Here is a 24,946-nt window from a genome sequence, read left to right as displayed (position 1 = left end):
GAATGAAAAGCGGCCTGTTCATTCTATCGGAAATGCATTGCGCGACTGATGGAGCCCTGGCGCCTCTGCGGGTATACGGGGAGCCGCGTCCGGCGCGGTGTCCAACCTGCTTTCCTCGCGCATAAAAAAAGCCCGCCGATGAAGGCGGGCTTTTCGAGGACGACGGGGCGGCTTACTGCGTGTGCTTGCCCGTTTCCACTTGTTGCATCGGCGCGCTATCGAGCGGCGGCAACGGCTTGCGCTCGCGCACCACGCGGGCCGGCTTGGCGGCCTGCGCAGCGGCTTCCTGCGCTGCGCGCAGCTTCTCGGCGTCGGTGTTCACCCAGACGAGACCGGCTTGTTCCAGCACCGGTTTCAGGGCTTCCGCCGACACGGCGCCATTGCGTACCGCGTGCGGAGCCTGTGTCGCCAACGGTGCGGCGGCGACAGGCGCCTCGGCCGCCGCGGGTTTCGCAGGTTCCGCCGGTTCCGCCGCCGGCGTAACCGCTGCTACGATCGGCTGCGGTTCGACGATCTCGGCTTGCGGCGCCGGCTCGGCGGCCGGCGTCTCGACCATTGCGGCCGGAGCCACGGTTTCCACCGGAGCCGGCGCGGCTTGCGCCTCGACAGCCGGAGCCGGTGCAGGCGTTTCAGCCTGCGCCTGAACCGGAGCTTCGGCACGTGCGACCGGTTCGACCAGCGAAACGGTTTCACTTGCGGCCGGCGTCGCTTGCGCGGCGTCAACGGGTGCCGCGGCGGCTTGCGCAACCGGCGTTTCCGTTGCCGGTTCGATTGCCGCCGGTGCCGCCGGCGCCTCTGCGACCGGAACGACCGTTTCGGTCCTGGCGGCCTTCTCGGCGGCCAGAGCCGGCGTCTCGGTTGCCGCGTGCAGTTCGCTCACCACAGCCGAGTCAGTGGCGACAGCTGCGACCACGACTTCCACCGGCGTCACCTGCTTCGCTTCGTCGGCTTCGGCGCTGACTTCGGCCTTATGCTCGACTGGCTGATGCGTCGTGCGCACCGGCGCTTCGTCGGTCACGCTGACGTTTTGGCCTTCAGCTTCCGCGACATCGGCGGCCAGATTGCCGTTCACGTCTTCTTCACGCTCACGACGGCCACCGCGACGGCCGCGACGGCGGCGGCGACGCTCTTCACCTTCACGCGCCACCGCTTCCTGATCGGCCGGCGCACCGCTTTCGCCCAGTGCGACCTGCTTTTGCGCCAGTTCTTCCGCCGCTTGCGCGTCCGGCTGCGTCGTTAGCGCATCCGTGGTTTCCGCTTGCTGCTTGCGGCGCTCGCCGCGTTCGACACGCTCGCCCCGTTCACGGCGTTCGCCGCGTTCCGGACGCTCGCCCCGCGGTGCGCCTTCGACGGTTTCCGTGCGCTCGGCGCCGCGATTGTCGCGATCACGGTTTTCACGGCCCTCGCGACCTTCGCGCGGCTCACGGCCTTCGCGGCCGGCACGCGGTTCACGCGGCTCACGTGCTTCACGCGGCTCACGGCCCTCGCGTGCCTCGCGGCCTTCACGCGGTTCGCGTTCCTCGCGACGCGCCGACGGCTGCTGCCCTTGAGCCTGACGGCCGCCGCCCGTGCCTTCGCCACGGCCCGCCGCATCGCGGCCGGCTGCGCCGCCACGGCGATTGCGGTTGCGATCGCCGCCGCGTTCGCCGGTGCGCTCACCGCGCTCCGTGCGCTCGCCGCGTTGCGGACGCGCTTGCTTCTCGGCGGTGGCCGGCGCCGCGGGCGCCGGGGCTGCCGGCTGCATGCCGAACAGATTTTTCAGCCAGCCGATGAAGCCGCCGCCAGCGGGCGTCACCGCGACCGGAGCCGGGGCTGTCGCCACCGGGCGAACCGGCGCGCTCGGCGCGGGCTTCTCCGGCGTGATGCCCTTGACCGCCGCTTCCTGCTTCGGCTTCACTTCCTCTGTGCGCTTGCTGTAACCGGTTTCCGATTCCAGTTCGCGGGCCGCTTCCTCGGCCATCTTCCACGAAGCACGCGGTTCGTCGAGGCGTGCATCGTCGTGACGCAGACGCTCCAGCTTGTAGTGCGGCGTGTCGAGGTGCTTGTTCGGCACCAGCACGACGTTGACCTTGAAGCGCGACTCGATCTTGTTGATTTCCGAGCGCTTTTCGTTCAACAGGAAGGCGGTGACCTCGACCGGCACCTGGCAGTGGATCGCCGCGGTGTTCTCCTTCATCGCTTCTTCCTGAATGATCCGCAGCACTTGCAGCGCGGACGATTCGGTATCGCGGATGTGGCCCGTGCCGTTACAGCGCGGGCAGGTCACGTGGCTGCCTTCCGACAAGGCCGGGCGCAGACGCTGGCGCGACAGTTCCATCAGGCCGAAGCGCGAGATCTTGCCCATCTGGACGCGCGCGCGGTCGTGCTTCAAGGCGTCTTTCAGGCGCTGTTCGACTTCGCGCTGGCTCTTGGCCGATTCCATGTCGATGAAGTCGATCACGATCAGGCCGCCCAGGTCGCGCAGGCGCAACTGGCGGGCCACTTCGTCGGCGGCTTCGAGGTTGGTGCGCGCGGCGGTTTCCTCGATGTCGGCGCCCTTGGTGGCGCGCGCCGAGTTCACGTCGATCGCGACCAGTGCTTCCGTGTGGTCGATCACGATCGCGCCGCCCGAGGGCAGCGGCACCGTGCGCGAGTACGCCGTTTCGATCTGGTGTTCGATCTGGAAGCGCGAGAAGAGCGGCACGTCGTCGTGATACCGCTTCACCTTGCTGACATTGTCGGGCATCACGATGTCCATGAAGGCGCGGGCCTGGTCATGGATTTCGGTGGTGTCGATCAGGATTTCGCCGATATCGGGCTGGAAGTAGTCGCGAATCGCGCGGATCACGAGGCTCGATTCGAGATAAATCAGCATCGGCTGGCCGGCCGAACCGCTTTGCGACGCGGCTTCGATCGCGCGCCACAATTGCATCAGGTAGTTCAGGTCCCACTGCAGTTCTTCGGCGGAACGGCCGATGCCGGCCGTGCGCGCGATGATGCTCATGCCTTCCGGCAATTGCAGCTGCGCCATGGTTTCGCGCAGTTCCTGACGGTCGTCGCCCTCGATACGGCGCGATACGCCGCCGCCGCGCGGGTTGTTCGGCATCAAAACGAGATACCGCCCGGCGAGCGAGATGAATGTGGTGAGGGCCGCGCCCTTGTTGCCGCGCTCTTCCTTTTCGACCTGAACGATCAGTTCCTGGCCTTCTTTCAGGGCGTCCTGGATGCGCGCGGAGCGCATGTCGACGCCGTCGCGGAAGTACTGGCGGGCGACTTCCTTGAACGGCAGAAAACCGTGGCGGTCTTCGCCGTAGTTGACGAAACAGGCTTCGAGCGACGGCTCGATGCGGGTAATGATGCCCTTGTAAATATTGCCTTTGCGCTGTTCGCGGCCGGCGGTTTCGATGTCGATGTCGATGAGTTTTTGCCCATCGACGATGGCGACGCGCAGTTCTTCCTGCTGCGTCGCATTGAACAACATGCGTTTCATTGAACGGCTCCAGAGCGGCTTAGCCTGGCCCCTGGCCGCGCGGTTGTCAGTCGCGAGAGCGCAGGGGGCAACGGCATGCCGCGCCTTATTGTGTTTTCACAAGCACGCTGGAGCGGGAAAATTGGCGGGAGAATTGCCTGAGAGGGCCCGGCCCATTGAACATGGGCGCGGTGCCGCAGGGCACATGCGAACACGGCTTCAAATAACGACCCGACACGCCGCGGGTTCTGCCAGCAGACCTTCATAAGCCATTCGTCCACTCGCGCCGGTGCGCCGACTGGGCGCGTGACCGGAGGGTCGAAGGCTGCGGTCATGCCGCAACGGGAAGTTCGCGCAAGCGGCGCGTCTTTTCCTGCTGGGGGTGTCTCGCCTCATTTTGACGTCGCCATGTCTTGTACTTTCTACAAGACGCCTTGGGCGCACGCCGTATTTTCGCAACCGGCAGCTTCGTACAGCAGGGCGTCAGACCGCCCGATACCGAAGCTGAAAGTTAAATTCTTTTTTACCAAAATTCCGTTACCGTCGAAGCCGACCTTGACCGAACGCGCCTGTGGGCGCCGTCCCTGCCGGGCACTGACTTCGTGCGTGCAACTTGTTGCATCTCATTTTGAGGGTGAGCAACCAGACCCCGGCGCAAGTAAAATAACGGTTTATCGCTTGCACCCGCGCAATCCGCCCGAATTCCGGACACTGCGCCGGCCGCCGCAGACTGCTGGGCAAATTATATTCAGAATGAAAGAGTTAGGCAAAATATCCCAGAAATCGGTCGCAAGCGACCAGGTCTCGATGATCGAGATCGACGACAGTGCGGCCGGACAGCGCATCGACAATTTCCTGTTGCGCGTCTGTAAAGGCGTGCCGAAAAGCCATATTTACCGCATCCTGCGCAGCGGGGAAGTGCGGGTCAACAAGGGCCGGATCGACGCGCAGTACCGTCTCGAGCTTGGCGACCTGGTGCGCGTGCCGCCCATTCGGGTCGCCCAGCACAATGAGCAGATCACGCAAGCGGCGGTGCCGTCGGCGCAGTTCAGGATCATTTTCGAGGACGAGCATCTGCTGGTCATCGACAAACCGGCCGGCGTGGCGGTGCATGGCGGCAGCGGTGTCGCCTTCGGCGTGATCGAACAGATGCGCGAGGCGCGGCCGCAGGCGAGATTTCTCGAACTGGTGCATCGGCTGGATCGCGAGACCTCCGGCATCCTGATGCTCGCGAAGAAGCGCGCCGCGCTCGTCGATCTGCACGAGCAGATTCGCGAGAACCGGATGGATAAGCGCTACTATGCGTGCGTTCACGGCGATTGGGCGAGCGATTGGGGCCGCCGCCGCGCGGTCAAGGAACCGCTGCACAAGTACCTGACAGCAGACGGAGAGCGGCGCGTGCGGGTGCAGGCGGATGGCCTCGCGTCGCACACGGTCTTCAATCTGATCGATCGCTGGCCGGAATACGCGCTGCTCGAGGCGGAACTGAAAACCGGCCGCACGCACCAGATTCGCGTGCATTTGCAGCATCTGGACCTGCCGATCGTCGGCGACGCCAAATACGGCGACTTCGCGCTGAACAAGGCGCTGGCGCGCGCCAACGCCAGGCCGGGCTTGAAGCGCATGTTCCTGCATGCCTACCGGCTCAAGCTCACGCACCCGGCAACCGGCGCGCCGCTGCAACTGGAGGCGCCGTTGCCGGCCGAGTGCCGCAGCTTCATCGCGCAGCTCAACGAATTACGAAATGGGTCACACCCGGAGACGTCCACGCATGGCTAGAGAGCAATTTGACCTGATCGTCTTCGACTGGGACGGGACGCTGATGGATTCGACCGCTCACATTACGCGCAGCATCCAGGCGGCGTGCCGCGACCTGGGCTTGCCCGTGCCGGCCGACGAGGCCGCGAGCTACGTCATCGGTCTCGGGCTGCGCGACGCGCTGCAAATCGCCGCGCCCACGCTCGATCCGGTGGAGTATCCGCGTCTCGCCGAGCGCTACCGCTTCCATTATCTGGTCAAGGATCAGACCACCGAGCTGTTCGTCGGCGTGCGCGAGATGCTGCAGGAATTGCGCGACCAAGGTTATCTGCTGGCCGTGGCGACGGGCAAGAGCCGCGTCGGGCTGAACCGCGCGCTCGACCAGTCGCGCCTGACCAGCCTGTTCGACGGTACGCGCTGCGCGGACGAAACCTTTTCGAAGCCGCATCCGGCCATGCTGCACGAACTCACGCGCGAACTGGGGCAGGACCCGCTGCGCACCGTGATGGTCGGCGATACCACGCACGATCTGCAAATGGCGATCAATGCGGGCGTCGCCGGCATCGGCGTGACTTACGGCGCGCATCCGGCGGGCTCCTTGAGCGCTTTGTCGCCGAAATTCGTCGCCTCCAGCGTCAGTGTGCTGTCCGGTTGGCTGCGAGAGAACGCATGAGTGCGGGCGTGGCCGAGGCGGCGCAAGCTGTCCGCGTGTGCGCCGCTGACGAACTGTTGGACGGCGGCGCTGGCGTGCGCCGCGCCGCGCGGCTCGCGAACGACGAGGTCGTAGTGTTTTTCGTTCGCTACGACGGCCGCGCCTACGGTTATCTGAACCGCTGCGCCCACGTGCCGATGGAGCTCGACTGGGCCGAGGGACAGTTCTTCGAATCGTCAGGTTTATACTTGATGTGCGCTACACATGGCGCGATTTACGCGCCCGATACGGGCAAATGCGTCGGTGGCCCCTGCCGCGGCGGCAGATTACGCCCCGTCCAAGTGGAAGAACGCGATACGCCCGAAGGCCGTGCCGTATTCTGGCTGCCGGACGGCGAACTGCGCCCCCTCACGCCCTGATTCCCTTCTCTTTCCATTGCACCGCATGTCCGACAATTTGACTCCCGAGCCGAAGGAACCCTCCCTGACTGGCCGCCCCCGTACCTCCGCCGATGAGCCGGGCTGGGAGCGCGCCGCGCTCGAACGCATTGCGCTCGCGGCGATCCACGAACAGCGCGCGGCGCGCCGCTGGAAGATCTTCTTCCGTTTCATCTTTCTGGCCGTCGTGCTGCTCGCCGTCTGGGGTCTGTTCGATTTTTCCGGCGACAAGGTTGCCGTCGCCGGACGCCACACGGCGATGATCGCACTCGACGGCGAAATCTCCGCCGACACCACCGCGAACGCCGAAGACGTTGCAACCGCCTTGCGAAGCGCGTTCAACGACTCCGGCACGGCCGGCGTGATCCTGCGCTGCAACAGTCCGGGCGGAAGTCCGGTGCAGGCGGGCATCATTTATAGCGAGATTCGCCGGTTGCGCGCCAAGCATCCGTCCACTCCGCTGTACGTCGTGGTGGGAGATATGTGCGCGTCCGGCGGTTACTACGCGGCCGCGGCGGCCGACAAGATCTACGTGGACAAGGCGAGCATCGTCGGCTCGATCGGCGTGCTGATGGACAGCTTTGGCTTCACCGGCCTGATGGACAAGCTGGGGGTCCAGCGGCGACTGCGCACGTCCGGTGAGAACAAGGGCTTTTTTGATCCGTTCTCGCCGGAAACGCCGAAGATGGATCAGCATGCGCAGGAGTTGCTCGACCAGATTCACGCGCAGTTCATCGAGGCGGTGCGCGAGGGCCGTGGCAAGCGTCTTCATGAAACGCCGGACATGTTCTCGGGCCTGTTCTGGACGGGTCAGAAGAGCGTCGAACTGGGTCTTGCCGACGGTTTTGGCGACGCCAATTTCGTCGCACGCGACATCATCAAGGCGCCGGATATCGTCGACTACACGGTGAAGGAAAGCATCACGGACCGCGTCGCGCGGAAGTTCGGCGCGGCGGTCGGCAGCGGCGCCGTGCATGCGATGGCGTTGGGCGGGAAGTTCAACCTGCGGTGATTCGTCGTGGAAAAAGCCCTGCGCAATGCGATTGCGCAGGGCTTTTGCGTGCGGGCCTCAAACGGCCAGAATGAGGAAGATTGCTGGCCGCTTGTGCAGATCGAGCGCTGACTTATTCTTCCAGTCGGCCACGCTGTGGCTGGCGATGGTTTCCGTCTCCAACGTCAGATCGACCGCGACGCAAACGAGCGTCGACGGCGCGCACGTCGCCAGCACGGTGTCCAGCAGCGCACGATTCCGATATGGCGTTTCGATAAAAATCTGCGTTTGCTTACCCTTGCGCGATTGCAGTTCGAGTTCCCTCAGGCGCTTGGCCCGCTCGGTGGGCTCGACCGGCAAATAGCCGTGAAACGCAAAACTCTGGCCGTTCAGGCCGGAAGCCATCAAGGCCAGCAGAATCGAACTGGGTCCGACAAACGGCACGACTTTCACGCCGCGCTCATGCGCGCGGCGCACCAGCAGCGCGCCAGGGTCCGCGACCGCCGGACAGCCGGCTTCGGAGACGAGGCCCGCGTCGGTGCCGGCCAGGAGCGGCGCGAGCAGCTTGTCGATCTCGCCAGCCGGCGTGTTGACGTTCAGTTCGCGAATTTCGATTTCCTGAATCGGCCGTTCGGTGCCGACTTTCTTCAGGAAAGCGCGGGTGGTTTTCGCGTTTTCGCCAATGTAGTAGTGCAGCGACGCCGCGCGGGCGCGCACCGGCGCCGGCAGGACGGCGTCGAGCGCGTCAGCGTCGCCTTCGCCGAGCGTGTTCGGGATCAGATAAAGCGTGCCGGTCATTGCGCCCCCAGGAGTGGAAAGTCCATCGCGAGCAGCATGCGCGACAGTGCGATCAACGGCAGGCCGACGAGTGCCGTCGGGTCGTCGGAATGAATGGCCTCGAGCAACGCGATGCCGAGTCCCTCGGATTTTGCGCTGCCCGCGACGTCGTACGGCGTTTCCGTCCGCAGATAGGCGTCCAGCGCGGCGTCCGGCAGATCGCGGAACCGCACGCGGGTCATCACGTCGGCCGTCTGCGCTGCTGCCGAGCGGCTATCGAACAGGCACAGCGCGCTGTGGAACAGCACTTCGCGGCCGCGCATCGCCCGCAACTGCGCGAGCGCCTTTTCGTGCGTGCCGGGTTTGCCGATCTGCAAGCCGTCGTAGGTGGCGACCTGGTCCGAGCCGATCACGAGCGCGGCCTCGCCGGCGGGGAGTCCCGCCGCCACCGCGCGAGCCTTCGCTTCGGCGAGCCGCAGCGCAGTGATGTCGGGTGTTTCGCCAGCGAAGGCTGTTTCGTCGATTGCGGGCACGGCGACGTCGAACGGCACGCGCAGGCGTTCCAGCAGTTCGCGGCGATACGGCGAACTGGACGCCAGAATCAGGCGCGGCGGGCGATTGGGGGAATCTGGCATGGTCAACCAACGGCTAGAGAGGCGGGACGTACGGGCTTGCGCGGAACTCGCGCGTGTACGGGCTTAAGTGTTTGACTCAAAAAGACAAAACGGATATGATTTTGGGCTTTTCATCGGTATGCTATTGCGCGGGCGGGCTTTTTTACAGAGTTCGCGGGCTGCAATATAAACCCGGTTATCCCGGCGAAATCCTTGCCGACGCAGGAGCGCACATGACTCAACATCCTGGCAACCCTGCTGGTCTGTCCGACCCGCATGAGCTCGATCTGTTCGAATTTGCGCGGAGTGGGCGGCAGGCCGCAGGTGTCGTGCGCGTCTCGCAACTGCCGCGCATGTTAAACGAAGTCCCGGCAGAAGCGCCAGATCGCGATACCGCGTTCACCTGGCAAGCCGAAGGGGCGACGCAGCCGGAATTGCAGGATGACGGCACCGAGGGTCCCCAGCCTTATTTGAGGATGGCGGTTCACGGCGCGGCATGGCTCGAATGTCAGCGGTGCATGACACCGTATTCGCAGGCGTTCAATGTCGATGCAACTTACCGGATCGTCAGCACCGAGGCGGAAGCCGAAGAGTTTCCGCTCGACGAGGATGAAGTCGAGGTGATCGTCGGCTCGCGCCAGTTCGATCTCATCGACTTGATCGAAGAAGAGTTGCTGCTTTCCTTGCCGCTCGTGCCCAAGCACGAGGTCTGCCCCGAAGTGCACGAGAGCCTCGTCTCTGGTGTGGCCGGTGCGGAAGGCGAGGGCGACGAGAGCGCGCAGGACGAGGCTGATGCGGGCGGCGAACCCGAACGGCCCAATCCGTTCGCGGCGCTCAAGGGTCTCAAGCGCGGCGACCCGGACGACAAGAAGCACTGATCAGTTGCATGGGAGCGCGATGCGGGCGCCTTGGCCATTTGGCCAGTGGCGGAGACCGGATCGGGCTGTGTTAGAATTCGGAAAATTTTTAGGAGTTAGTCATGGCAGTTCAACAAAATAAGAAGTCGCCGTCGAAGCGCGGCATGCACCGTTCGCACGATTTCCTGACGGCAGCGCCGTTGGCAGTGGAGCCGAGCACGGGCGAAGTGCATCTGCGTCACCACGTTAGCCCGAACGGCTACTATCGCGGCAAGAAAGTCGTCAAGACGAAGAACGACTAATCGTTTCACTGCGTTGCGCCCCTTGGCGTTTCGCGTGGCGATCGGCTCGCTTGACATTTTCCCGGCTCGGCAAAAAGGCGGCATTCAACTGCCGCTTTTTTGTGTCGATCGCAGTTGGCGCTTCGGCACCTGCCGCGATCCCCAGCAGGGTGCCTGAAATTCGTCGCACTCCATGACAGTAAAGCTCACGATAGATTGCATGGGAGGCGACCACGGCCCGTCCGTGACCGTTCCCGCTGCCGTCAGCTTCGTTCGTTCGCATCCCGACGCGCAACTGCTGCTCGTCGGCATTGAAACTGCGATTCGTGCGCAGCTCAAGAAGCTGAAGGCTCAGGACCTGCCGGCGCTGACCGTCGTGCCCGCTTCCGAGATCGTCGCCATGGACGATCCGGTCGAAGTCGCGCTGCGCAAGAAAAAAGACTCGTCCATGCGCGTGGCGCTCAATCGCGTCAAGGAAGGCGAGGCGCAAGCCTGTATTTCCGCCGGCAACACGGGCGCGCTGATGGCGGTCTCGCGCTACGTGCTGAAAACGCTCTCGGGCATCGAACGCCCGGCGATCGCGTCGGCACTGCCCAATCCCAATGGCTACACGATGATGCTCGACCTGGGCGCCAACGTCGACTGCGAGCCGCAGCATCTGCTGCAGTTCGCGGAGATGGGGCACGCGCTCGTGTCGGCGCTCGAGGGCCGCGACCGGCCCACCATCGGCCTGCTCAACATCGGTGAAGAAGTCATCAAGGGCAACGACACCATCAAACGTGCCGGCGAATTGCTGCGCGCGAGTACACTTAACTTTCACGGCAACGTTGAAGGCAACGACATCTTCAAGGGCACGGTCGACGTGATCGTCTGCGACGGTTTTGTCGGCAACGTCGCGCTCAAGACGTCGGAAGGCCTCGCGCAGATGCTCTCCAACATCATCAAGGAAGAGTTCGGCCGTTCGTGGCTCACGAAGGTGATGGCGGTGCTCGCATTGCCGGTGTTGATGCGCTTCAAGAAGCGCGTCGATCATCGGCAATACAATGGGGCCGCGCTGCTCGGCTTGCGCGGGCTGGTCATCAAAAGCCACGGTTCGGCGGACGCCTATGCGTTTGAGTGGGCTATCAAACGCGGGTATGATGCCGTCAAAAACGGCGTGCTGGAACGCCTTGCGCGAGCAATGGAGGAGAACGCGGGTTCTCTGGAACAGGCCGCGCGCGAAGCAAGCGGTGCGGGTCACGCAAGCCCGATCGCAGGCCAGCCGGCCGAGCCCTACGCTGCGCAATCCTCGAAGGCATAATGGCTCAATCGACAATTTATTCCCGCGTGCTGGGCACCGGCAGCTACCTGCCACCCGCGCGCGTCACCAATCAGGATCTGGCGGACCGTCTCGCCAGGCAGGGCGTCGAGACGAGCGACGAATGGATCGTTGCCCGCACGGGCATCCACGCGCGCCACTTCGCGGAGCCTGACGTCGCCACCAGCGATCTGGCGTTGTTCGCCTCGCAGCGCGCGATCGAGGCGGCCGACATCGATCCGCAGTCCATCGATCTGATCATTGTTGCAACGTCCACGCCCGACTTCGTGTTTCCGAGTACCGCGTGTCTGTTGCAAAACAAGCTCGGCATCAAGAACCACGGCGCCGCGTTCGACGTACAGGCCGTCTGTTCCGGATTTGCCTATGCGGTCGCGATGGCGGACAGTCTGATTCGCGGCGGCCAGCATCGCACGGCACTGGTGGTCGGCGCGGAGACCTTCTCGCGCATTCTCGATTTCAACGACCGCACCACCTGCGTGCTGTTCGGCGACGGCGCGGGCGCGGTGATTCTGCAAGCGTCCGAAGAACCGGGCGTACTCGCTAGCGCATTGCATGCGGACGGCAGCTATTCGAACATTCTTTGCACGCCGGGTAACGTGAACGGCGGCATAGTGGCCGGCAGCGCGTTTCTTCATATGGACGGTCAGGCGGTATTCAAGCTCGCCGTCAACGTGCTCGAAAAGGTCGCGGTCGAGGCGCTCGAGAAAGCCAATCTGTCGGCCGAGCAGATCGATTGGCTGATTCCGCATCAGGCCAATATCCGCATCATGCAAAGCACCTGCCGCAAGCTCCACTTGCCGCAGGAACGCATGGTCGTCACGGTGGGCGAGCACGGCAACACGTCGGCTGCGTCCATTCCGCTCGCATTCGACGTCGCGGTGCGCGACGGCCGCATCAAGCGCGGCCAGAACGTGCTGATCGAAGGCGTCGGCGGCGGCTTCACCTGGGCCGCGTCGGTTATCCGCTACTGATAGCGACGACGAACCACGGGCGCCGTTTGCGTCGCCGTCGCGGCTACCCACATCTGATCAAACCGATTTTGGGGACGATATGAAATTTGCGTTCGTTTTTCCTGGGCAAGGTTCGCAGTCGGTCGGCATGCTCAATGCATTCGCCGATCACGCGGTCGTGCGTGAAACGGTTCAGGAAGCATCCGACGCGCTCAATCAGGACATCGGCAAACTGATCGCCGAGGGTCCCGCCGAAGATCTCAATCTCACCACCAACACGCAACCCGTCATGCTCATCGCGGCATACGCGATTTATCGCGCATGGCAGGCGGCGGGCGGTCCCAAACCCGCGATCGTCGCTGGTCACAGCCTCGGCGAATACACGGCGCTGGTCGCGGCCGGCGCGCTCGCGTTTCGCGATGCCGTGCCGCTCGTGCGTTTTCGCGCGCAAGCCATGCAAACGGCGGTGCCCGTCGGTGAGGGCGGCATGGCCGCGATTCTCGGCCTCGACGACGACGCGGTGCGCGCGGTGTGCGCGGAAGCGTCGGTGGCGGGCGTCGTCGAGGCGGTCAATTTCAATGCGCCGGCGCAAGTCGTGATCGCCGGTCACAAGGCCGCGATCGAAAAAGCTTGTGAGATCGCGAAGGCGAAGGGCGCAAAGCGCGCATTGCCGCTGGCGGTGTCGGCGCCGTTCCACTCGTCGCTGCTCAAGCCGGCGTCGGATCAATTGCGGGAATATCTGGCAAGCGTCAATGTGCAAGTGCCGTCGATTCCCGTAATCAACAACGTCGACGTCGCGGTGGTCAACGAACCGGCCAAAATCAAGGATGCGCTGGTGCGTCAGGCGGCCGGCGCGGTGCGTTGGGTCGAAAGCGTTCAGGCGATGGCGGCGCAGGGCGTCACGCATGTGATCGAATGCGGGCCGGGCAAGGTCCTTGCGGGATTGACCAAGCGAATCGACGGCAACCTGGTCGGCGCGTCGGTGTTCGATCCGGCCTCGCTCGACGAGACGCTCAAGCTGGTGACGGCGGGCTGATCGCCGCGTCATCACCGCCAGAACTCCACATCAAGAACCAATCAGCCCTTCGAAAGGGTATCCGGACCGACAGATGGACAAGACTCTCGACAAGCAGATCGCAATCGTGACGGGCGCCTCGCGCGGCATCGGCCGTGCGATCGCGCTGGAACTGGCGCGCCAGGGCGCGACCGTGATCGGCACGGCGACCAGCGAAAGCGGCGCGACCGCCATCACCGAAGCCTTCAAGGCAGCCGGCGTGAACGGCCGCGGCGCGGTGCTCAACGTGAACGACGCGGCCGCAGCCGAGGCGTTGATCGACGGCACGGTGAAGGAATTCGGCGCGCTGCACGTGCTGGTGAACAACGCCGGCATCACGCAGGACCAACTTGCAATGCGCATGAAGGACGACGACTGGGACGCGGTGATCGACACCAATCTCAAGTCGGTGTTCCGCCTGTCGCGGGCGGTGCTGCGTCCGATGATGAAGGCGAAGGGCGGCCGCATCATCAACATCACGTCCGTGGTCGGGTCGGCTGGCAACCCGGGGCAGGTCAACTACGCGGCCGCGAAAGCGGGCGTCGCGGGAATGACACGCGCGCTCGCGCGCGAGATCGGCAGCCGCGGCATCACCGTGAATTGCGTGGCGCCGGGCTTCATCGACACCGACATGACCAAGAGTCTGCCGGAAGAGCAGCAAACCGTGCTGAAGACGCAGATTCCGCTCGGCCGCCTCGGTAGTCCCGAAGACATCGCGCACGCGGTCGCATTCCTCGCGTCGCCGCAAGCCGGCTACATCACCGGCACGACATTGCATGTGAACGGCGGAATGTACATGTCGTAACCAAATTCGGTTACTATCCGCGCCTTGATGCGTTTGCAAAAGCGTAAGGCGCATGCCTTGACAGGAACCCGATGCGCCGCTTTTTTGCCGGGTCAAACCTGATAAAATGCGCGCACCTGTATTTTTGAACTTCTTTTCCCTTGGAGGGGTAATGGACAATATCGAACAGCGCGTCAAGAAGATCGTCGCAGAACAACTGGGCGTTGCAGAAGCTGAAATCAAGAACGAAGCTTCGTTCGTGAACGACCTCGGCGCCGACTCGCTCGACACCGTTGAACTCGTGATGGCCCTCGAAGACGAATTCGGCATGGAAATTCCGGATGAAGAAGCCGAGAAGATCACCACCGTTCAGCAAGCGATCGACTACGCTCGCGCGAACGTCAAGGCCTAAGGTCATTCGCGCCTGCGTTTCTGCGTTGGCGGCGTGTGACGCCCTGCCGCGTCGGTTGCCGACGTCAGCGGGGTTAGGGCTTTTTGCCGTGCAGGAGCCAGCGATGTTGACAGCGCAACTTTCGCGCGATTGCCGACTTAACAGCCACAGGGCATACAGGGCAGGTTCCTGTGGTCGCTGTGGCTTTTGCTTTTGTCATCTATGAAAAAGGGGTTACCGTGAGCCGCCGTCGTGTTGTTGTTACAGGCCTGGGGCTGATTTCGCCTGTTGGCAATAATGTTGCCGACGGCTGGGCCAATCTGGTCGCCGGCAAGTCGGGTATTGCCAATATCACGAAGTTCGACGCGTCGAACTTTTCCACTCGTTTCGCCGGCGAGGTGAAGGGCTTTAATATCGAGGACTACATCCCCGGTAAAGAGGCGCGCCACATGGATACGTTCATCCACTACGGCGTGGCTGCAGGCATCCAGGCGATGCAGGACAGCGGGCTCGAAGTCACCGACGAGAATTCGGAGCGCATCGGCGTGGTGGTGGGTTCGGGTATCGGCGGCCTGCCGATGATCGAAGTGACGCAAACTGAACTGCTCAATCGCGGCCCGCGCCGCATTTCGCCGTTCTTCGTGCCGGCGTCGATCATCAACATGATTTCGGGCCATCTGTCGATCAAGTTCGGCATCAAGGGTCCCAATCTCGCGATCGTCACCGCGTGTACCACTGGCCTGCACTGTATCGGCGAGGCTTCGCGCCTGATCGAATACGGCGACGCCGACGTGATGATCGCTGGCGGTGCGGAATCCACCGTATCGCCGCTCGGCATCGGCGGCTTTGCCGCGGCGCGCGCGCTGTCGCAACGCAATGACGATCCGGCCACGGCGAGCCGTCCGTGGGACAAGGACCGCGACGGCTTCGTGCTGGGCGAGGGCGCGGGCGTCATGGTGCTGGAGGAGTACGAGCACGCCAAGGCGCGCGGCGCGAAGATCTACGCCGAAATCAGCGGTTATGGCATGAGCGGCGACGCCTACCACATGACCGCGCCGCTCGAAGATGGCGACGGCGCACGCCGCTGCATGTTGGCCGCGCTGAAGAACGCGGGCATCAACTCGGATCAGGTGAATTATCTGAACGCGCACGGCACGTCCACGCCGCTCGGCGACCTGGCCGAAACTACCGGCATCAAGCGCGCATTCGGCGATCACGCCAAGGACATGGTCGTGAACTCGACCAAGTCGATGACGGGTCACCTGTTGGGCGGCGCCGGCGGTCTTGAGTCCGTGTTCACCGTGCTGGCCGTGCATCACCAGGTGTCTCCGCCGACGATCAACATCTTCAACCAGGACCCGGCCTGCGATCTCGACTACTGCGCCAATACCGCGCGCGAGATGAAGATCGACGTCGCGCTAAAGAACTCGTTCGGGTTCGGCGGCACGAACGGCACGCTGGTCTTCAAGCGCGCCTGATCGCCCGATCGTTTGGTGACGACACGCCAGTCCGCGACGCCGGCTCCGCCGGCGGCTTCCCTTGAATCGGCAACGCCCGACGGAGCGTCGCAACGGATCGCGTTGCGGCGCTCCGTTACGCTGCGCACTGCGGCGGCGGTTTTCGTGCTGATCGCGACACTGGCCGTCTACACATGTCTCGCCGCGCGCATGGGCGCGTGGTGGGCGGTTCCGTTTACGCTCGCCGCATGCGCGCTGCTCATACTGGGCGCGGCCAGACATGAGCTTGCGCGGCCCATCACGCTCAAACTTGGGCCGGACGGCTTGTCCGCATGGGATGGCGCTGGAAATCTGCTCGCCCAAGGGCGCATTGCCGGTTGTTCGCAGTGGACCGGTCGTTTGCTGGTTCTGGCCCTCGCGCCGGATCATGGGCGGCCATGCACGCTGATGGTCCCCGTCGATGCGATTCCCGCGTCTGCCTTCCGGGAACTGGCGGTGCTGGGCCGGCGTGGCGCCGGCGCGTGACTGTAACGACTGTAACCGTGTTACCGGCGTAACTTGCCGCAATGTCTGGGGCGCTACAATGGTGCCCCTCCATGCGCCCTATAGTTAACGGATTTATCAGGTGAGCGAAAAAGAAATTGATCAGGTGCTGGTCGAGCGCGTCCAGAAGGGCGACAAGGCCGCGTTCGAGCTTCTGGTCTCCAAATACCACCGCAAGATTCTCCGGCTCATCTCGCGCCTCGTGCGCGATCCCGCCGAAGTGGAAGACGTTGCCCAGGACGCCTTCATCAAGGCATACCGGGCCTTGCCGCAGTTTCGCGGGGACTCGGCCTTTTACACGTGGTTGTACCGGATTGCGGTCAACACGGCAAAGAACTACCTTGCGACCCAGGGCCGGCGCGCTCCGACCTCGACCGAAGCGGATGCTGAAGAAGCTGAAACTTTCTCGGATGCCGACCAACTAAGGGATATCAACACGCCTGAGTCGATGTTGATGAGCAAGCAGATCGCAGAGACGGTCAATGCTGCGATGGCGGTTTTACCGGAAGAGCTGCGCACCGCCATTACTCTTCGTGAAATTGAAGGTTTGAGCTACGAGGAAATCGCCGAGATGATGGGTTGCCCGATTGGCACCGTCAGATCGCGAATTTTCCGCGCTCGCGAAGCCATTGCGGCAAAATTGCGTCCGTTGCTTGACACACCTGAAGGCAAGCGCTGGTAAGTTACCGGCTCGCCGAATGGGCGCGGGTGCAATCTCTGGATTAGTGGTGTCACTACGGGGTATTTGTAAGATGGGGAGCATCATGGGGTCGGTCTCGATGCAATCGCAAGCCAGTTCGCGCGGCGAGCGTCTGTCCGCTTTTGTCGACGGTGAATTCGGCGAAGAGCATCTGAATCTCAACAAGTTTCTTTCCGAGCTGGACGGCGAGGATCGTGCCGGCTGGTCGAGCTATCACCTGATCGGCGACGCGTTGCGTTCCGACGATCTGGCGGTTAGCCCGGCGGTGAGCCGCGCGTTTCTGAGCGGTTTCGCCGCGCGCTTCGAAAACGAACCGCATGTGCTCGCGCCTGAGGCGATGCCGATCGCGCGCCGCTTATTGGCGCTGCGTCGCCGTGTGGTGCCGGCCTTTGCCGTGGCTGCCGCCGCCGCGACGCTCACTTGGATCGTCGTGCCGCAACTACAAGGTGTACCGGGCGGGCCGGGCGCGGCGCAGGTCGCGTCGGTCCAGTCGCAGGGTGCGCTGCAGCGGGTGGCGATGGCGTCCGCGCCGGCGGCTGCCGTTCAGGCCGTCGCACAAGACGCCAACATCATTCGCGACGCCAGTCTGGATCAGTATCTGGAAGCGCACCAGCAATTCGCGCAACAACCGGCCATGCCGGGCTCGATGCCGCTGATTCGTGCCGCGGCGGTCACTACGCAAGGCCAATAGTTTGATGCAGACTCCGCGGTTGAATAAAACGACTATTTGGGGGCGGCTGCCGGCATTTTTATTCTGCGCAGCCGTGTTGTTGTCCGCTACACCGCGGGTTTTTGCACAAACCGACGATCCGCTCGCCGTTCGTCGCACGGCCGCGGATATGCTCGATCGCATCCATCAGGCCGCGCAACAGCAGAACTACGAGGGCGCGTTCGTTTATCAACGCGGCAATTTCGTTCAGACGTCGCGGATATCGCATTATGCGACCCGCGCCGACGGCGAATACGAGCAACTCGAAAGCCTCGACGGCAAGCCGCGCAGGATGCTTCGTCATAACGAGGATCTCTACACGTTTGTGCCGGAGCGGCGTCTGTGCGTAGTCGAAAAGCGCCAAAACAAGGACTCATTCCCGGCGCTGCTCGCGGTAAGCGGCGAGCAGGTGCTGTCGGTCTACGAGCCGAAACTGCTCGGCGACGACCGCGTCGCCGGCATCGACAGCCAGGTGATCGAACTCGATCCGAAAGATGCGTATCGCTTTGCCTACAAACTGTGGGCCGATAAAAAGACTGGCTTGCTGCTGCGGGCGCAGACACTCGACCCAAACGGCCAGGTACTCGAGCAGTTGTCGTTTTCCCAGATTCGCATCGGCGTGCCGGTCGACAAGGCCGCAATCGTCAACGGAATTCGTAATACAGCAGGCTGGACGGTGGTGCGTCCTCCAGTTGAGCCGATTGATATGGCCGCGCAAGGCTGGCAGATCTCGCCGACGGTTCCCGGATTCCGCAAGATTCGCGAGTTGCGTCGTCCGATGGCCGCGCGGGAAGCCGGCCAGCCGACCATTCCCGTGGACCAGGCCGTGTTTTCCGACGGCCTCGCGGCGATTTCCGTGTTCGTCGAACCGGTCGAGAACAACACGCGCAAAGAGGGCGCGGGCAGCAGCGGCGCGACGCATGTGCTCGTCAAGCGGCGCGGCGACTTCTGGATTACCCTGCTCGGTGAAGTGCCCCAGAGCACATTGCAGCAATTTGCGTCTGCCATAGAATACAAGGCTCCGAAGTAATCCCCGAATCCTGAATCCCTCGGCTTTCTACGATATGACGACTTTCTCGGTGCGCAATTTCCTCGCGGCCGCGGTGGTAGCGGCGTGTTTGCCGCTCGTACCGCATACGGCGTCTGCGGCTCCCGCAGCCAATCTGCCCGATTTCACCGACCTCGTCGACAAAGTCGGCCCGGCGGTCGTCAACATTCGCACGACCACGCGCGTATCGAGCAGCGGTCTGCGTGGCGGTCTACCGCCCGGCATGGACGACGGCGACATGTCGGAGTTCTTCCGCCGCTTTTTCGGCATTCCGATGCCGCAATCACCGCAATCCCCCGGCTCACCTCAAACGCCCGGATCGCCGCGCGGCGGTGACAACGGCGGCAGCGGCGGCACGCCGGACTCGCCCGACGGCAGCGATCCGGAACAGAACAGCGGCGTGGGCTCGGGCTTCATTCTGTCGGCGGACGGTTACGTGATGACGAACGCGCACGTCGTCGATGACGCGGACACCATTTACGTCACGCTTACCGATAAGCGCGAATTCAAGGCCAAGCTGGTGGGCGTGGACGATCGAACCGACGTCGCCGTCGTGAAGATCAGCGCCGGCAACTTGCCCACGATTACGATCGGCGACTCGAACAAGGTTCGCGTGGGCGAATGGGTGGTCGCGATCGGCTCGCCGTTCGGTCTTGAGAACACGGTGACGGCTGGCATCGTCAGTGCGAAGGGGCGCGACACGGGCGATTACCTGCCATTCATCCAGACCGACGTGGCTGTCAATCCGGGGAACTCGGGCGGGCCGCTGATCAACATGCAGGGCGAGGTGATCGGCATCAACTCGCAGATCTACAGCCGCACCGGCGGTTTCATGGGCATTTCGTTCGCGATTCCGATCGACGAGGCGATGCGCGTGGCCGATCAGCTCAAGGCATCGGGCAAGGTCGTACGCGGCCGGATCGCGGTCGCGATCGGCGAGGTCACCAAGGACGTGGCCGATTCGCTCGGCCTGCCAAAGGCGCAGGGCGCGCTGGTCAGCAGCGTCGAACCGGGCGGTCCGGCGGACAAGGCGGGCGTGCAGCCGGGCGATATCATCCTGAAGTTCAACGGTCATTCGGTCGATACCGCAACGGATCTGCCGCGCATGGTGGGCGACACCAAGCCGGGTACCAAGTCGACGATCACGATCTGGCGCAAGGGCCAGACGCGCGATCTGCCGGTCACGATCGCCGAGATGCAGCCTGACAAGAGCGCGAAGGCGGACCAGAAGAAGCCGCAGCCGCCGAAGCAACGCGCCACGAACGTGCTGGGTGTCGCCGTCAGCGACATCCCCTCGGATCAGTTGAAGGCGCTCAAGCTGCGCAACGGCGTGCAGATCGACGCGGTGGACGGACCGGCCGCGCGCGTCGGGCTGCAAAAGGGCGACATCATCTTGCGTGTGGGCGATACCGACATCACGAGCGCGAAGCAGTTCGACGAAATCAGCTCGCATCTCGATTCGCAGAAGATGGTCGCGCTGCTGGTTCGCCGCGGCGAGACCACGCAGTTCGTGCCGATTCGCCCGCGCAGCGGCACCAAGTAAGCATGGCGGCACCGCTCACGCTTTACGGGCGCGCGTGGTGCCACCTGTGCGAAGACATGCGCGCCGCGCTCGAGCCGTTGTTGGCCGAGTTCGGCGCGCAGCTAGAAGTTGTCGACGTCGACGCCGATCCCTCGCTGGAAGCGCGTTACAACGAGTTGGTGCCCGTCCTGGTCTGCGACGGCATCGAGTTGTGCCACTATCACCTCGACATCGCACGAGTTCGCGCCGCGCTTGCAATGCGGTGAGGTGCGCTGAGTTCAAACGAGGTTGCAGCAACGCGCAACAGGATCAAGCGCGCGCTTTATGAAAATGTTCGCGCCAAGTTCCACGTCTCTCCTGAGCCGTCTTTCCGCCCCGGCCTCGCAAGATGCGCCGGGCGATAGCCTTTTCGGCTAAAATAGATAGGTTTTTCACCTACTTACAAGGCGTGCTCCGCTATTGTCCGAGCGCGCCTTTTTCGCTTGATCGGTACTGAATGGATCATATTCGTAACTTCTCGATCATTGCGCACATCGACCATGGCAAGTCGACGCTCGCGGATCGCATCATCCAGATCTGCGGCGGCTTGTCCGACCGCGAGATGGAAGCCCAGGTGCTCGACTCGATGGATCTCGAGCGCGAGCGCGGCATCACCATCAAGGCACAAACCGCCGCACTGACGTATCGCGCCCGTGACGGGCAGATTTACAACCTGAACATGATCGACACGCCGGGCCACGTCGACTTCTCGTATGAAGTCAGCCGCTCGCTGTCCGCCTGCGAAGGCGCGCTGCTGGTCGTCGACGCGAGCCAGGGCGTGGAGGCGCAAACCGTCGCCAACTGCTACACGGCGATCGAACTCGGCGTCGACGTGATTCCGGTGCTCAACAAGATCGACTTGCCGGCGGCAAACCCCGAAAACGCGATCTCCGAAATCGAGGACGTGATCGGCATCGACGCAACGGATGCCACGCATTGCAGCGCGAAAACCGGCCAAGGCGTCGAAGACGTGCTGGAAGCGCTGATCGCAAAAGTGCCGCCGCCCAAGGGCAATCCTGAAGCGCCGCTGCAAGCGCTGATCATCGACTCCTGGTTCGACAATTACGTCGGCGTCGTCATGCTGGTGCGTATCGTCAACGGCACGCTGCGTCCGAAAGACAAGATTCGCATGATGGCGACCGGCGCGCAGTATCCGGTCGAGCATATCGGCGTGTTCACGCCGAAGTCGAAGAATCTCGAATCATTATCGGCGGGGCAGGTGGGCTTCATCATCGCCGGCATCAAGGAACTGGCCGCGGCGAAGGTGGGCGACACTGTCACGCTGCTGAACCGTCCGGCCGCCGAGCCGCTGCCGGGCTTCAAGGAAGTGAAGCCGCAGGTGTTCGCGGGGCTCTATCCGGTCGAGGCGAACCAGTACGACGCGCTGCGCGACTCCCTCGAGAAGCTGAAGCTGAACGACGCGTCGCTGCAGTACGAGCCGGAAGTGTCCCAGGCGCTCGGTTTCGGTTTCCGTTGCGGGTTCCTCGGTCTGCTGCATATGGAGATCGTGCAGGAACGTCTCGAGCGCGAGTTCGACATGGACCTCATCACCACGGCTCCGACCGTGGTGTACGAAGTCCTGCAACGCGACGGCACGACCATCATGGTCGAAAATCCGGCCAAGATGCCCGAGCCGTCGAAGATCGAGGAGGTGCGCGAGCCGATCGTCACCGTGAATCTGTACATGCCGCAAGACTACGTCGGCGCGGTGATCACGCTATGCACGCAGAAGCGCGGCAACCAGATCAACATGCAGTATCACGGCCGTCAGGTGCAGCTCACGTATGAAATTCCGATGGGCGAAGTCGTGCTCGACTTCTTCGATCGTCTGAAGTCGATTTCGCGCGGTTATGCGTCGATGGATTACGAGTTCAAGGAATATCGCGCCTCCGACGTCGTGAAGGTCGACATGCTCATCAACGGCGACAAGGTGGATGCGCTGTCGGTCATCGTGCACCGTTCGCAAAGCCAGTATCGCGGCCGCGAAGTCGCGGCAAAAATGCGCGAACTGATTCCGCGCCAGATGTACGACGTCGCGATTCAAGCCACCATCGGTTCGAACATTATTGCGCGCGAAAACATTAAAGCGTTGCGTAAGAACGTGCTGGCAAAATGCTACGGCGGCGACATTTCACGCAAGAAGAAATTGCTGGAAAAGCAAAAGGCAGGCAAGAAGCGAATGAAGCAGGTCGGGTCCGTCGAGATTCCGCAAGAGGCTTTCCTCGCGATTCTGCGTGTCGAAGACAAATAAGACGAACAACGGAACTCTATGAATTTTGCGCTGATTCTTTTTGTGCTCGTCGTTTTGACGGGTATCGCATGGGTGGCGGACAAACTGGTTTTCATGCCGCAACGGCGCCGCGCGGCGGAAGCCGCGGTCGCCGAATTCGACCGTCAGCAGGCACGCATCGGCGAGCGTTTCGCCGACGAAAATGCCGCGCAAACGCGCGCCCGTCTGCGTGACGACAAGCTGCGTCAACCGTGGTGGCTCGAGTATTCGGCGAGCTTCTTCCCGGTGATTCTCGTGGTGTTCGTGGTGCGCTCCTTCGTGGTCGAGCCATTCAAGATTCCGTCGGGTTCGATGGTGCCGACACTGCTGGTGGGCGACTTTATCCTCGTCAATAAATTCGATTACGGCCTCCGCTTGCCGATCACCAATACGAAGATCACCGAAGGCCGTCCGCTGCAACGCGGCGACGTCGTCGTGTTCCGCTACCCGAAAGACGAATCCGTCGACTACATCAAGCGCGTCATCGGCGTGCCGGGCGATACCGTCGCCTATCAGGACAAGAAACTGACGATCAACGGTAAGCCGGTTCCTGAAACGCCGCTGCCGGACTATCTCGACGAAGAGCGCCTCGGTTACGCGAAGCAGTTCGAGGAGAATATCGAAGGACGCAAGAACGCGATCCTGAACAATCCCGCGGTGCCGCCGTTCATCATCGGTGCCGAGGATTATCCATATCGCGACAACTGCACGTACAACGCACGCGGCGTGATCTGCAAAGTGCCGCCGGGCAATTACTTCATGATGGGCGACAACCGCGACAACAGCGCGGATAGCCGGTACTGGGGTTTTGCGCCGGATAAGAATATCGTCGGCCGCGCGTTTTTCATCTGGATGAACTTCAGCAATCTGAAACGCATCGGCTCGTTCAACTGAGTTCGCGTGCACCGATTGCACGACACGTCGCGCGATGGCCACGCATGGTCAATTAAGTCGCGGCGTGTTGTTACACCACTTTAAGAAGCTGCGGTAACGTCGCTTCAGCACGCTTTTTCCGCTGGCCGTCCCGCCTTTTCGCGGGGTAAGGCGCCCGCGTTATACTCTGCCCATGCCCCTATCTCCGTTGGAAAGCCGTTTGCGCTACGAATTTCGCAATGCGGAATTGTTGCGCCAGGCTTTAACGCACCGCAGTCATAGTTCCACGCACAACGAACGGCTCGAGTTTCTCGGCGATTCCGTTCTGAACTGCGCGGTGGCTGCGCTTTTGTTCCAACGCTTCGGCAAACTGGACGAAGGCGATCTGTCGCGCGTCCGCGCCAATCTGGTCAAACAGCAGTCGCTTTACGAGATCGCTCAGGCCCTCAATATCTCGGAAGGTTTAAGGCTCGGTGAAGGCGAGTTGCGCAGCGGCGGCTTTCGCCGGCCCTCGATCCTCGCCGACACGCTGGAGGCGGTGCTGGGCGCGGTATTTCTCGACGGCGGTTTCGACGCCGCCCAAACGGTCATCAAGCGCCTTTACGTGCCGATCCTCGATCACATCGATCCGCGCACGCTGGGCAAGGACTCCAAGACGCTGCTGCAGGAGTATCTGCAGGGCCACAAGATCGCGCTGCCTACTTACACGGTGGTTGCGACTCATGGCGCAGCGCACAATCAGCAATTCGAAGTCGAATGCACGGTGCCGAAGCTGGACGTGAAAGTGTCGGGTTCCGGTGCGAGCCGCCGGGCGGCGGAGCAGGCCGCGGCCAAGAAGGCGCTCGACGAGGTGATGGCGGCGGCGCCCGCCGTGGTCGCCAAGCCGAAGCGCTCGAAGGGCGCCCGCGCGGCGAAGCACGCCGAGCCTGAGATCGTGCCCGGCGTCACCGGCGTGCAGGCCGCGCTCGATCTGCGCAGTCCGGATCGCAAGGGCGAACGCGGCACTGGGCGGACCGAGGCCCGAGCGGTAGCCGCGGCAGCAATGGAGCCGTCCGCCGAACGGCCGTTGCCGACAGCCGCTGCCGCGCCGCTGGCCGTGATTCGCGCCGCGCACGTCGAATATAGCGGGCAAGAGAAGTCCGAGCGCGCCGAGAAGGCGGATAAAGCGTCGGCTCACGGAGCCGACAAGTCGTCTGAGAAGGCGACTGAACAGGCGGCAGCGGACAAGCCAGCCGAGAAGTCCGATACGAAACCGACGGAGGCGAAATCAGCCGACGCGAAACCCGTCGAAGCCGCCAGCGTCCGCAGCGCCGAAAAACAAACCGAAAAACACGCCGACAAACACCGCAGCCGCGACCCCGCAGCCGGCGCAGCCGTGCCCGCGCCCGGCATGCCGGCGTCCACCGAACACGAACCCGGCGTAGCCGACGCGGTGCAAACCCGTGTCGCCGATGCGGGCCATTGATTGCCATCG

General features: G+C 63.1%; 24 protein-coding genes. 21 read left to right on the top strand and 3 right to left on the bottom strand.

All coding sequences use genetic code 11. From position 1 onward, the window contains the following. Window positions 1-172: 172 nt before the first annotated feature. Entirely contained in the window at window positions 173-3,469 is a 3,297-nt protein-coding gene (locus tag ACOCG7_RS25815) for an Rne/Rng family ribonuclease (protein WP_083086575.1), read from the bottom strand. Between the two features lie 732 nt (window positions 3,470-4,201). Here ACOCG7_RS25815 and ACOCG7_RS25810 point away from each other — a divergent pair. Genes ACOCG7_RS25810 through ACOCG7_RS25795 form a run of 4 tightly spaced genes read left to right on the top strand, consistent with a single transcriptional unit; the run spans window position 4,202 to window position 7,307 of the window. Beyond that, a complete protein-coding gene (locus tag ACOCG7_RS25810; RefSeq protein ID WP_083086577.1) occupies window positions 4,202-5,227 on the top strand; it encodes an RluA family pseudouridine synthase in 1,026 nt (341 codons plus the stop codon). Next, on the top strand, window positions 5,220-5,879 hold the full coding sequence (locus ACOCG7_RS25805; RefSeq protein WP_073431783.1) for an HAD-IA family hydrolase: 660 nt from the start codon (window positions 5,220-5,222) through the stop codon (window positions 5,877-5,879). Before ACOCG7_RS25810 ends, ACOCG7_RS25805 begins: the two co-directional genes overlap by 8 nt. After that, complete coding sequence (locus tag ACOCG7_RS25800; protein ID WP_083086578.1) at window positions 5,876-6,277, top strand: Rieske (2Fe-2S) protein; 402 nt, start codon at window positions 5,876-5,878, stop codon at window positions 6,275-6,277. Before ACOCG7_RS25805 ends, ACOCG7_RS25800 begins: the two co-directional genes overlap by 4 nt. Window positions 6,278-6,302: 25 nt before the next feature. Then, a complete protein-coding gene (locus tag ACOCG7_RS25795; RefSeq protein ID WP_073431785.1) occupies window positions 6,303-7,307 on the top strand; it encodes a S49 family peptidase in 1,005 nt (334 codons plus the stop codon). A gap of 57 nt (window positions 7,308-7,364) precedes the next feature. Here the strand turns inward: ACOCG7_RS25795 and ACOCG7_RS25790 are convergent, their stop codons facing one another. Both ACOCG7_RS25790 and ACOCG7_RS25785 read right to left on the bottom strand, forming a co-directional pair. After that, entirely contained in the window at window positions 7,365-8,084 is a 720-nt protein-coding gene (locus ACOCG7_RS25790; protein WP_083086580.1) for an SAM-dependent methyltransferase, read from the bottom strand. Beyond that, window positions 8,081-8,698 (bottom strand): Maf-like protein, encoded by a 618-nt coding sequence (locus ACOCG7_RS25785; protein ID WP_083086656.1) that lies wholly within the window; start codon window positions 8,696-8,698, stop codon window positions 8,081-8,083. The genes ACOCG7_RS25790 and ACOCG7_RS25785 overlap by 4 nt, the downstream gene beginning before the upstream one ends. A gap of 212 nt (window positions 8,699-8,910) precedes the next feature. On the opposite strand from ACOCG7_RS25785, the gene ACOCG7_RS25780 reads away from it, so the two are divergent. The 17 genes from ACOCG7_RS25780 to rnc all read left to right on the top strand — a co-directional run bounded on the left by ACOCG7_RS25780 (window position 8,911) and on the right by rnc (window position 24,937). Continuing rightward, window positions 8,911-9,555: a DUF177 domain-containing protein gene (locus tag ACOCG7_RS25780; RefSeq protein WP_083086581.1), complete on the top strand. Its 645-nt coding sequence runs from the start codon at window positions 8,911-8,913 to the stop codon at window positions 9,553-9,555. Between the two features lie 101 nt (window positions 9,556-9,656). Then, a complete protein-coding gene (gene rpmF, locus ACOCG7_RS25775; protein WP_006051932.1) occupies window positions 9,657-9,836 on the top strand; it encodes a 50S ribosomal protein L32 in 180 nt (59 codons plus the stop codon). 172 nt (window positions 9,837-10,008) lie between these two features. Beyond that, the gene (gene plsX, locus ACOCG7_RS25770) at window positions 10,009-11,115 is read left to right on the top strand and encodes a phosphate acyltransferase PlsX (protein ID WP_073431789.1); all 1,107 of its coding nucleotides are present in this window, start codon (window positions 10,009-10,011) and stop codon (window positions 11,113-11,115) included. After that, complete coding sequence (locus ACOCG7_RS25765) at window positions 11,115-12,104, top strand: beta-ketoacyl-ACP synthase III (RefSeq protein WP_083086583.1); 990 nt, start codon at window positions 11,115-11,117, stop codon at window positions 12,102-12,104. The genes plsX and ACOCG7_RS25765 overlap by 1 nt, the downstream gene beginning before the upstream one ends. 79 nt (window positions 12,105-12,183) lie before the next feature. Beyond that, complete coding sequence (gene fabD / locus ACOCG7_RS25760) at window positions 12,184-13,119, top strand: ACP S-malonyltransferase (protein WP_073431791.1); 936 nt, start codon at window positions 12,184-12,186, stop codon at window positions 13,117-13,119. A gap of 73 nt (window positions 13,120-13,192) precedes the next feature. Beyond that, the gene (gene fabG / locus ACOCG7_RS25755; protein WP_083086585.1) at window positions 13,193-13,942 is read left to right on the top strand and encodes a 3-oxoacyl-ACP reductase FabG; all 750 of its coding nucleotides are present in this window, start codon (window positions 13,193-13,195) and stop codon (window positions 13,940-13,942) included. A gap of 151 nt (window positions 13,943-14,093) precedes the next feature. After that, complete coding sequence (gene acpP, locus ACOCG7_RS25750) at window positions 14,094-14,333, top strand: acyl carrier protein (RefSeq protein WP_004197638.1); 240 nt, start codon at window positions 14,094-14,096, stop codon at window positions 14,331-14,333. Window positions 14,334-14,551: 218 nt separating this feature from the next. Further along, window positions 14,552-15,790 (top strand): beta-ketoacyl-ACP synthase II, encoded by a 1,239-nt coding sequence (gene fabF / locus ACOCG7_RS25745; protein WP_073431793.1) that lies wholly within the window; start codon window positions 14,552-14,554, stop codon window positions 15,788-15,790. Between the two features lie 15 nt (window positions 15,791-15,805). Beyond that, the gene (locus tag ACOCG7_RS25740; RefSeq protein WP_310314529.1) at window positions 15,806-16,294 is read left to right on the top strand and encodes a protein YgfX; all 489 of its coding nucleotides are present in this window, start codon (window positions 15,806-15,808) and stop codon (window positions 16,292-16,294) included. Window positions 16,295-16,394: 100 nt separating this feature from the next. After that, complete coding sequence (gene rpoE / locus ACOCG7_RS25735) at window positions 16,395-16,994, top strand: RNA polymerase sigma factor RpoE (protein WP_073431795.1); 600 nt, start codon at window positions 16,395-16,397, stop codon at window positions 16,992-16,994. An 82-nt stretch (window positions 16,995-17,076) separates the two neighbouring features. Further along, window positions 17,077-17,703 (top strand): sigma-E factor negative regulatory protein, encoded by a 627-nt coding sequence (locus ACOCG7_RS25730; RefSeq protein WP_073431816.1) that lies wholly within the window; start codon window positions 17,077-17,079, stop codon window positions 17,701-17,703. 4 nt (window positions 17,704-17,707) lie between these two features. Further along, a complete protein-coding gene (locus ACOCG7_RS25725; protein ID WP_083086660.1) occupies window positions 17,708-18,751 on the top strand; it encodes a MucB/RseB C-terminal domain-containing protein in 1,044 nt (347 codons plus the stop codon). A 34-nt stretch (window positions 18,752-18,785) separates the two neighbouring features. Next, complete coding sequence (locus ACOCG7_RS25720; RefSeq protein WP_083086587.1) at window positions 18,786-20,312, top strand: DegQ family serine endoprotease; 1,527 nt, start codon at window positions 18,786-18,788, stop codon at window positions 20,310-20,312. 2 nt (window positions 20,313-20,314) lie between these two features. After that, on the top strand, window positions 20,315-20,557 hold the full coding sequence (locus tag ACOCG7_RS25715; protein WP_073431797.1) for a glutaredoxin family protein: 243 nt from the start codon (window positions 20,315-20,317) through the stop codon (window positions 20,555-20,557). A gap of 230 nt (window positions 20,558-20,787) precedes the next feature. After that, window positions 20,788-22,581, top strand: coding sequence for a translation elongation factor 4 (lepA, locus tag ACOCG7_RS25710; RefSeq protein ID WP_083086589.1), 1,794 nt, complete (start codon window positions 20,788-20,790; stop codon window positions 22,579-22,581). Window positions 22,582-22,599: 18 nt separating this feature from the next. Further along, the gene (lepB, locus tag ACOCG7_RS25705) at window positions 22,600-23,493 is read left to right on the top strand and encodes a signal peptidase I (protein ID WP_083086591.1); all 894 of its coding nucleotides are present in this window, start codon (window positions 22,600-22,602) and stop codon (window positions 23,491-23,493) included. A 172-nt stretch (window positions 23,494-23,665) separates the two neighbouring features. Further along, window positions 23,666-24,937 carry a ribonuclease III gene (gene rnc, locus ACOCG7_RS25700; protein ID WP_073431800.1) on the top strand — a complete coding sequence of 424 codons (1,272 nt, stop codon included), beginning with the start codon at window positions 23,666-23,668 and terminating at the stop codon, window positions 24,935-24,937. Window positions 24,938-24,946: the final 9 nt, after the last annotated feature.

This window comes from Paraburkholderia sp. DD10, assembly GCF_049177125.1.
GTDB lineage: Bacteria > Pseudomonadota > Gammaproteobacteria > Burkholderiales > Burkholderiaceae > Paraburkholderia > Paraburkholderia terricola.
The sequence above is the reverse complement of the archived record's forward strand: the minus strand, read 5'-3'. Positions and strand labels throughout refer to the sequence as shown.

Bases quoted from the DNA above. Each gene is read 5' to 3' on its own strand.
- ACOCG7_RS25785 (WP_083086656.1), bottom strand. From the start codon at position 8,698: ATGCCAGATTCCCCCAATCGCCCGCCGCGCCTGATTCTGGCGTCCAGT.
- lepA (WP_083086589.1), top strand. From the start codon at position 20,788: ATGGATCATATTCGTAACTTCTCGATCATTGCGCACATCGACCATGGC.
- ACOCG7_RS25805 (WP_073431783.1), top strand. From the start codon at position 5,220: ATGGCTAGAGAGCAATTTGACCTGATCGTCTTCGACTGGGACGGGACG.
- ACOCG7_RS25810 (WP_083086577.1), top strand. From the start codon at position 4,202: ATGAAAGAGTTAGGCAAAATATCCCAGAAATCGGTCGCAAGCGACCAG.
- ACOCG7_RS25815 (WP_083086575.1), bottom strand. From the start codon at position 3,469: ATGAAACGCATGTTGTTCAATGCGACGCAGCAGGAAGAACTGCGCGTC.
- ACOCG7_RS25715 (WP_073431797.1), top strand. From the start codon at position 20,315: ATGGCGGCACCGCTCACGCTTTACGGGCGCGCGTGGTGCCACCTGTGC.
- fabD (WP_073431791.1), top strand. From the start codon at position 12,184: ATGAAATTTGCGTTCGTTTTTCCTGGGCAAGGTTCGCAGTCGGTCGGC.
- ACOCG7_RS25720 (WP_083086587.1), top strand. From the start codon at position 18,786: ATGACGACTTTCTCGGTGCGCAATTTCCTCGCGGCCGCGGTGGTAGCG.
- ACOCG7_RS25800 (WP_083086578.1), top strand. From the start codon at position 5,876: ATGAGTGCGGGCGTGGCCGAGGCGGCGCAAGCTGTCCGCGTGTGCGCC.
- ACOCG7_RS25730 (WP_073431816.1), top strand. From the start codon at position 17,077: ATGGGGTCGGTCTCGATGCAATCGCAAGCCAGTTCGCGCGGCGAGCGT.
- lepB (WP_083086591.1), top strand. From the start codon at position 22,600: ATGAATTTTGCGCTGATTCTTTTTGTGCTCGTCGTTTTGACGGGTATC.
- rnc (WP_073431800.1), top strand. From the start codon at position 23,666: ATGCCCCTATCTCCGTTGGAAAGCCGTTTGCGCTACGAATTTCGCAAT.
- rpmF (WP_006051932.1), top strand. From the start codon at position 9,657: ATGGCAGTTCAACAAAATAAGAAGTCGCCGTCGAAGCGCGGCATGCAC.
- ACOCG7_RS25765 (WP_083086583.1), top strand. From the start codon at position 11,115: ATGGCTCAATCGACAATTTATTCCCGCGTGCTGGGCACCGGCAGCTAC.
- ACOCG7_RS25725 (WP_083086660.1), top strand. From the start codon at position 17,708: ATGCAGACTCCGCGGTTGAATAAAACGACTATTTGGGGGCGGCTGCCG.
- ACOCG7_RS25780 (WP_083086581.1), top strand. From the start codon at position 8,911: ATGACTCAACATCCTGGCAACCCTGCTGGTCTGTCCGACCCGCATGAG.
- plsX (WP_073431789.1), top strand. From the start codon at position 10,009: ATGACAGTAAAGCTCACGATAGATTGCATGGGAGGCGACCACGGCCCG.
- ACOCG7_RS25795 (WP_073431785.1), top strand. From the start codon at position 6,303: ATGTCCGACAATTTGACTCCCGAGCCGAAGGAACCCTCCCTGACTGGC.
- acpP (WP_004197638.1), top strand. From the start codon at position 14,094: ATGGACAATATCGAACAGCGCGTCAAGAAGATCGTCGCAGAACAACTG.
- fabG (WP_083086585.1), top strand. From the start codon at position 13,193: ATGGACAAGACTCTCGACAAGCAGATCGCAATCGTGACGGGCGCCTCG.
- ACOCG7_RS25790 (WP_083086580.1), bottom strand. From the start codon at position 8,084: ATGACCGGCACGCTTTATCTGATCCCGAACACGCTCGGCGAAGGCGAC.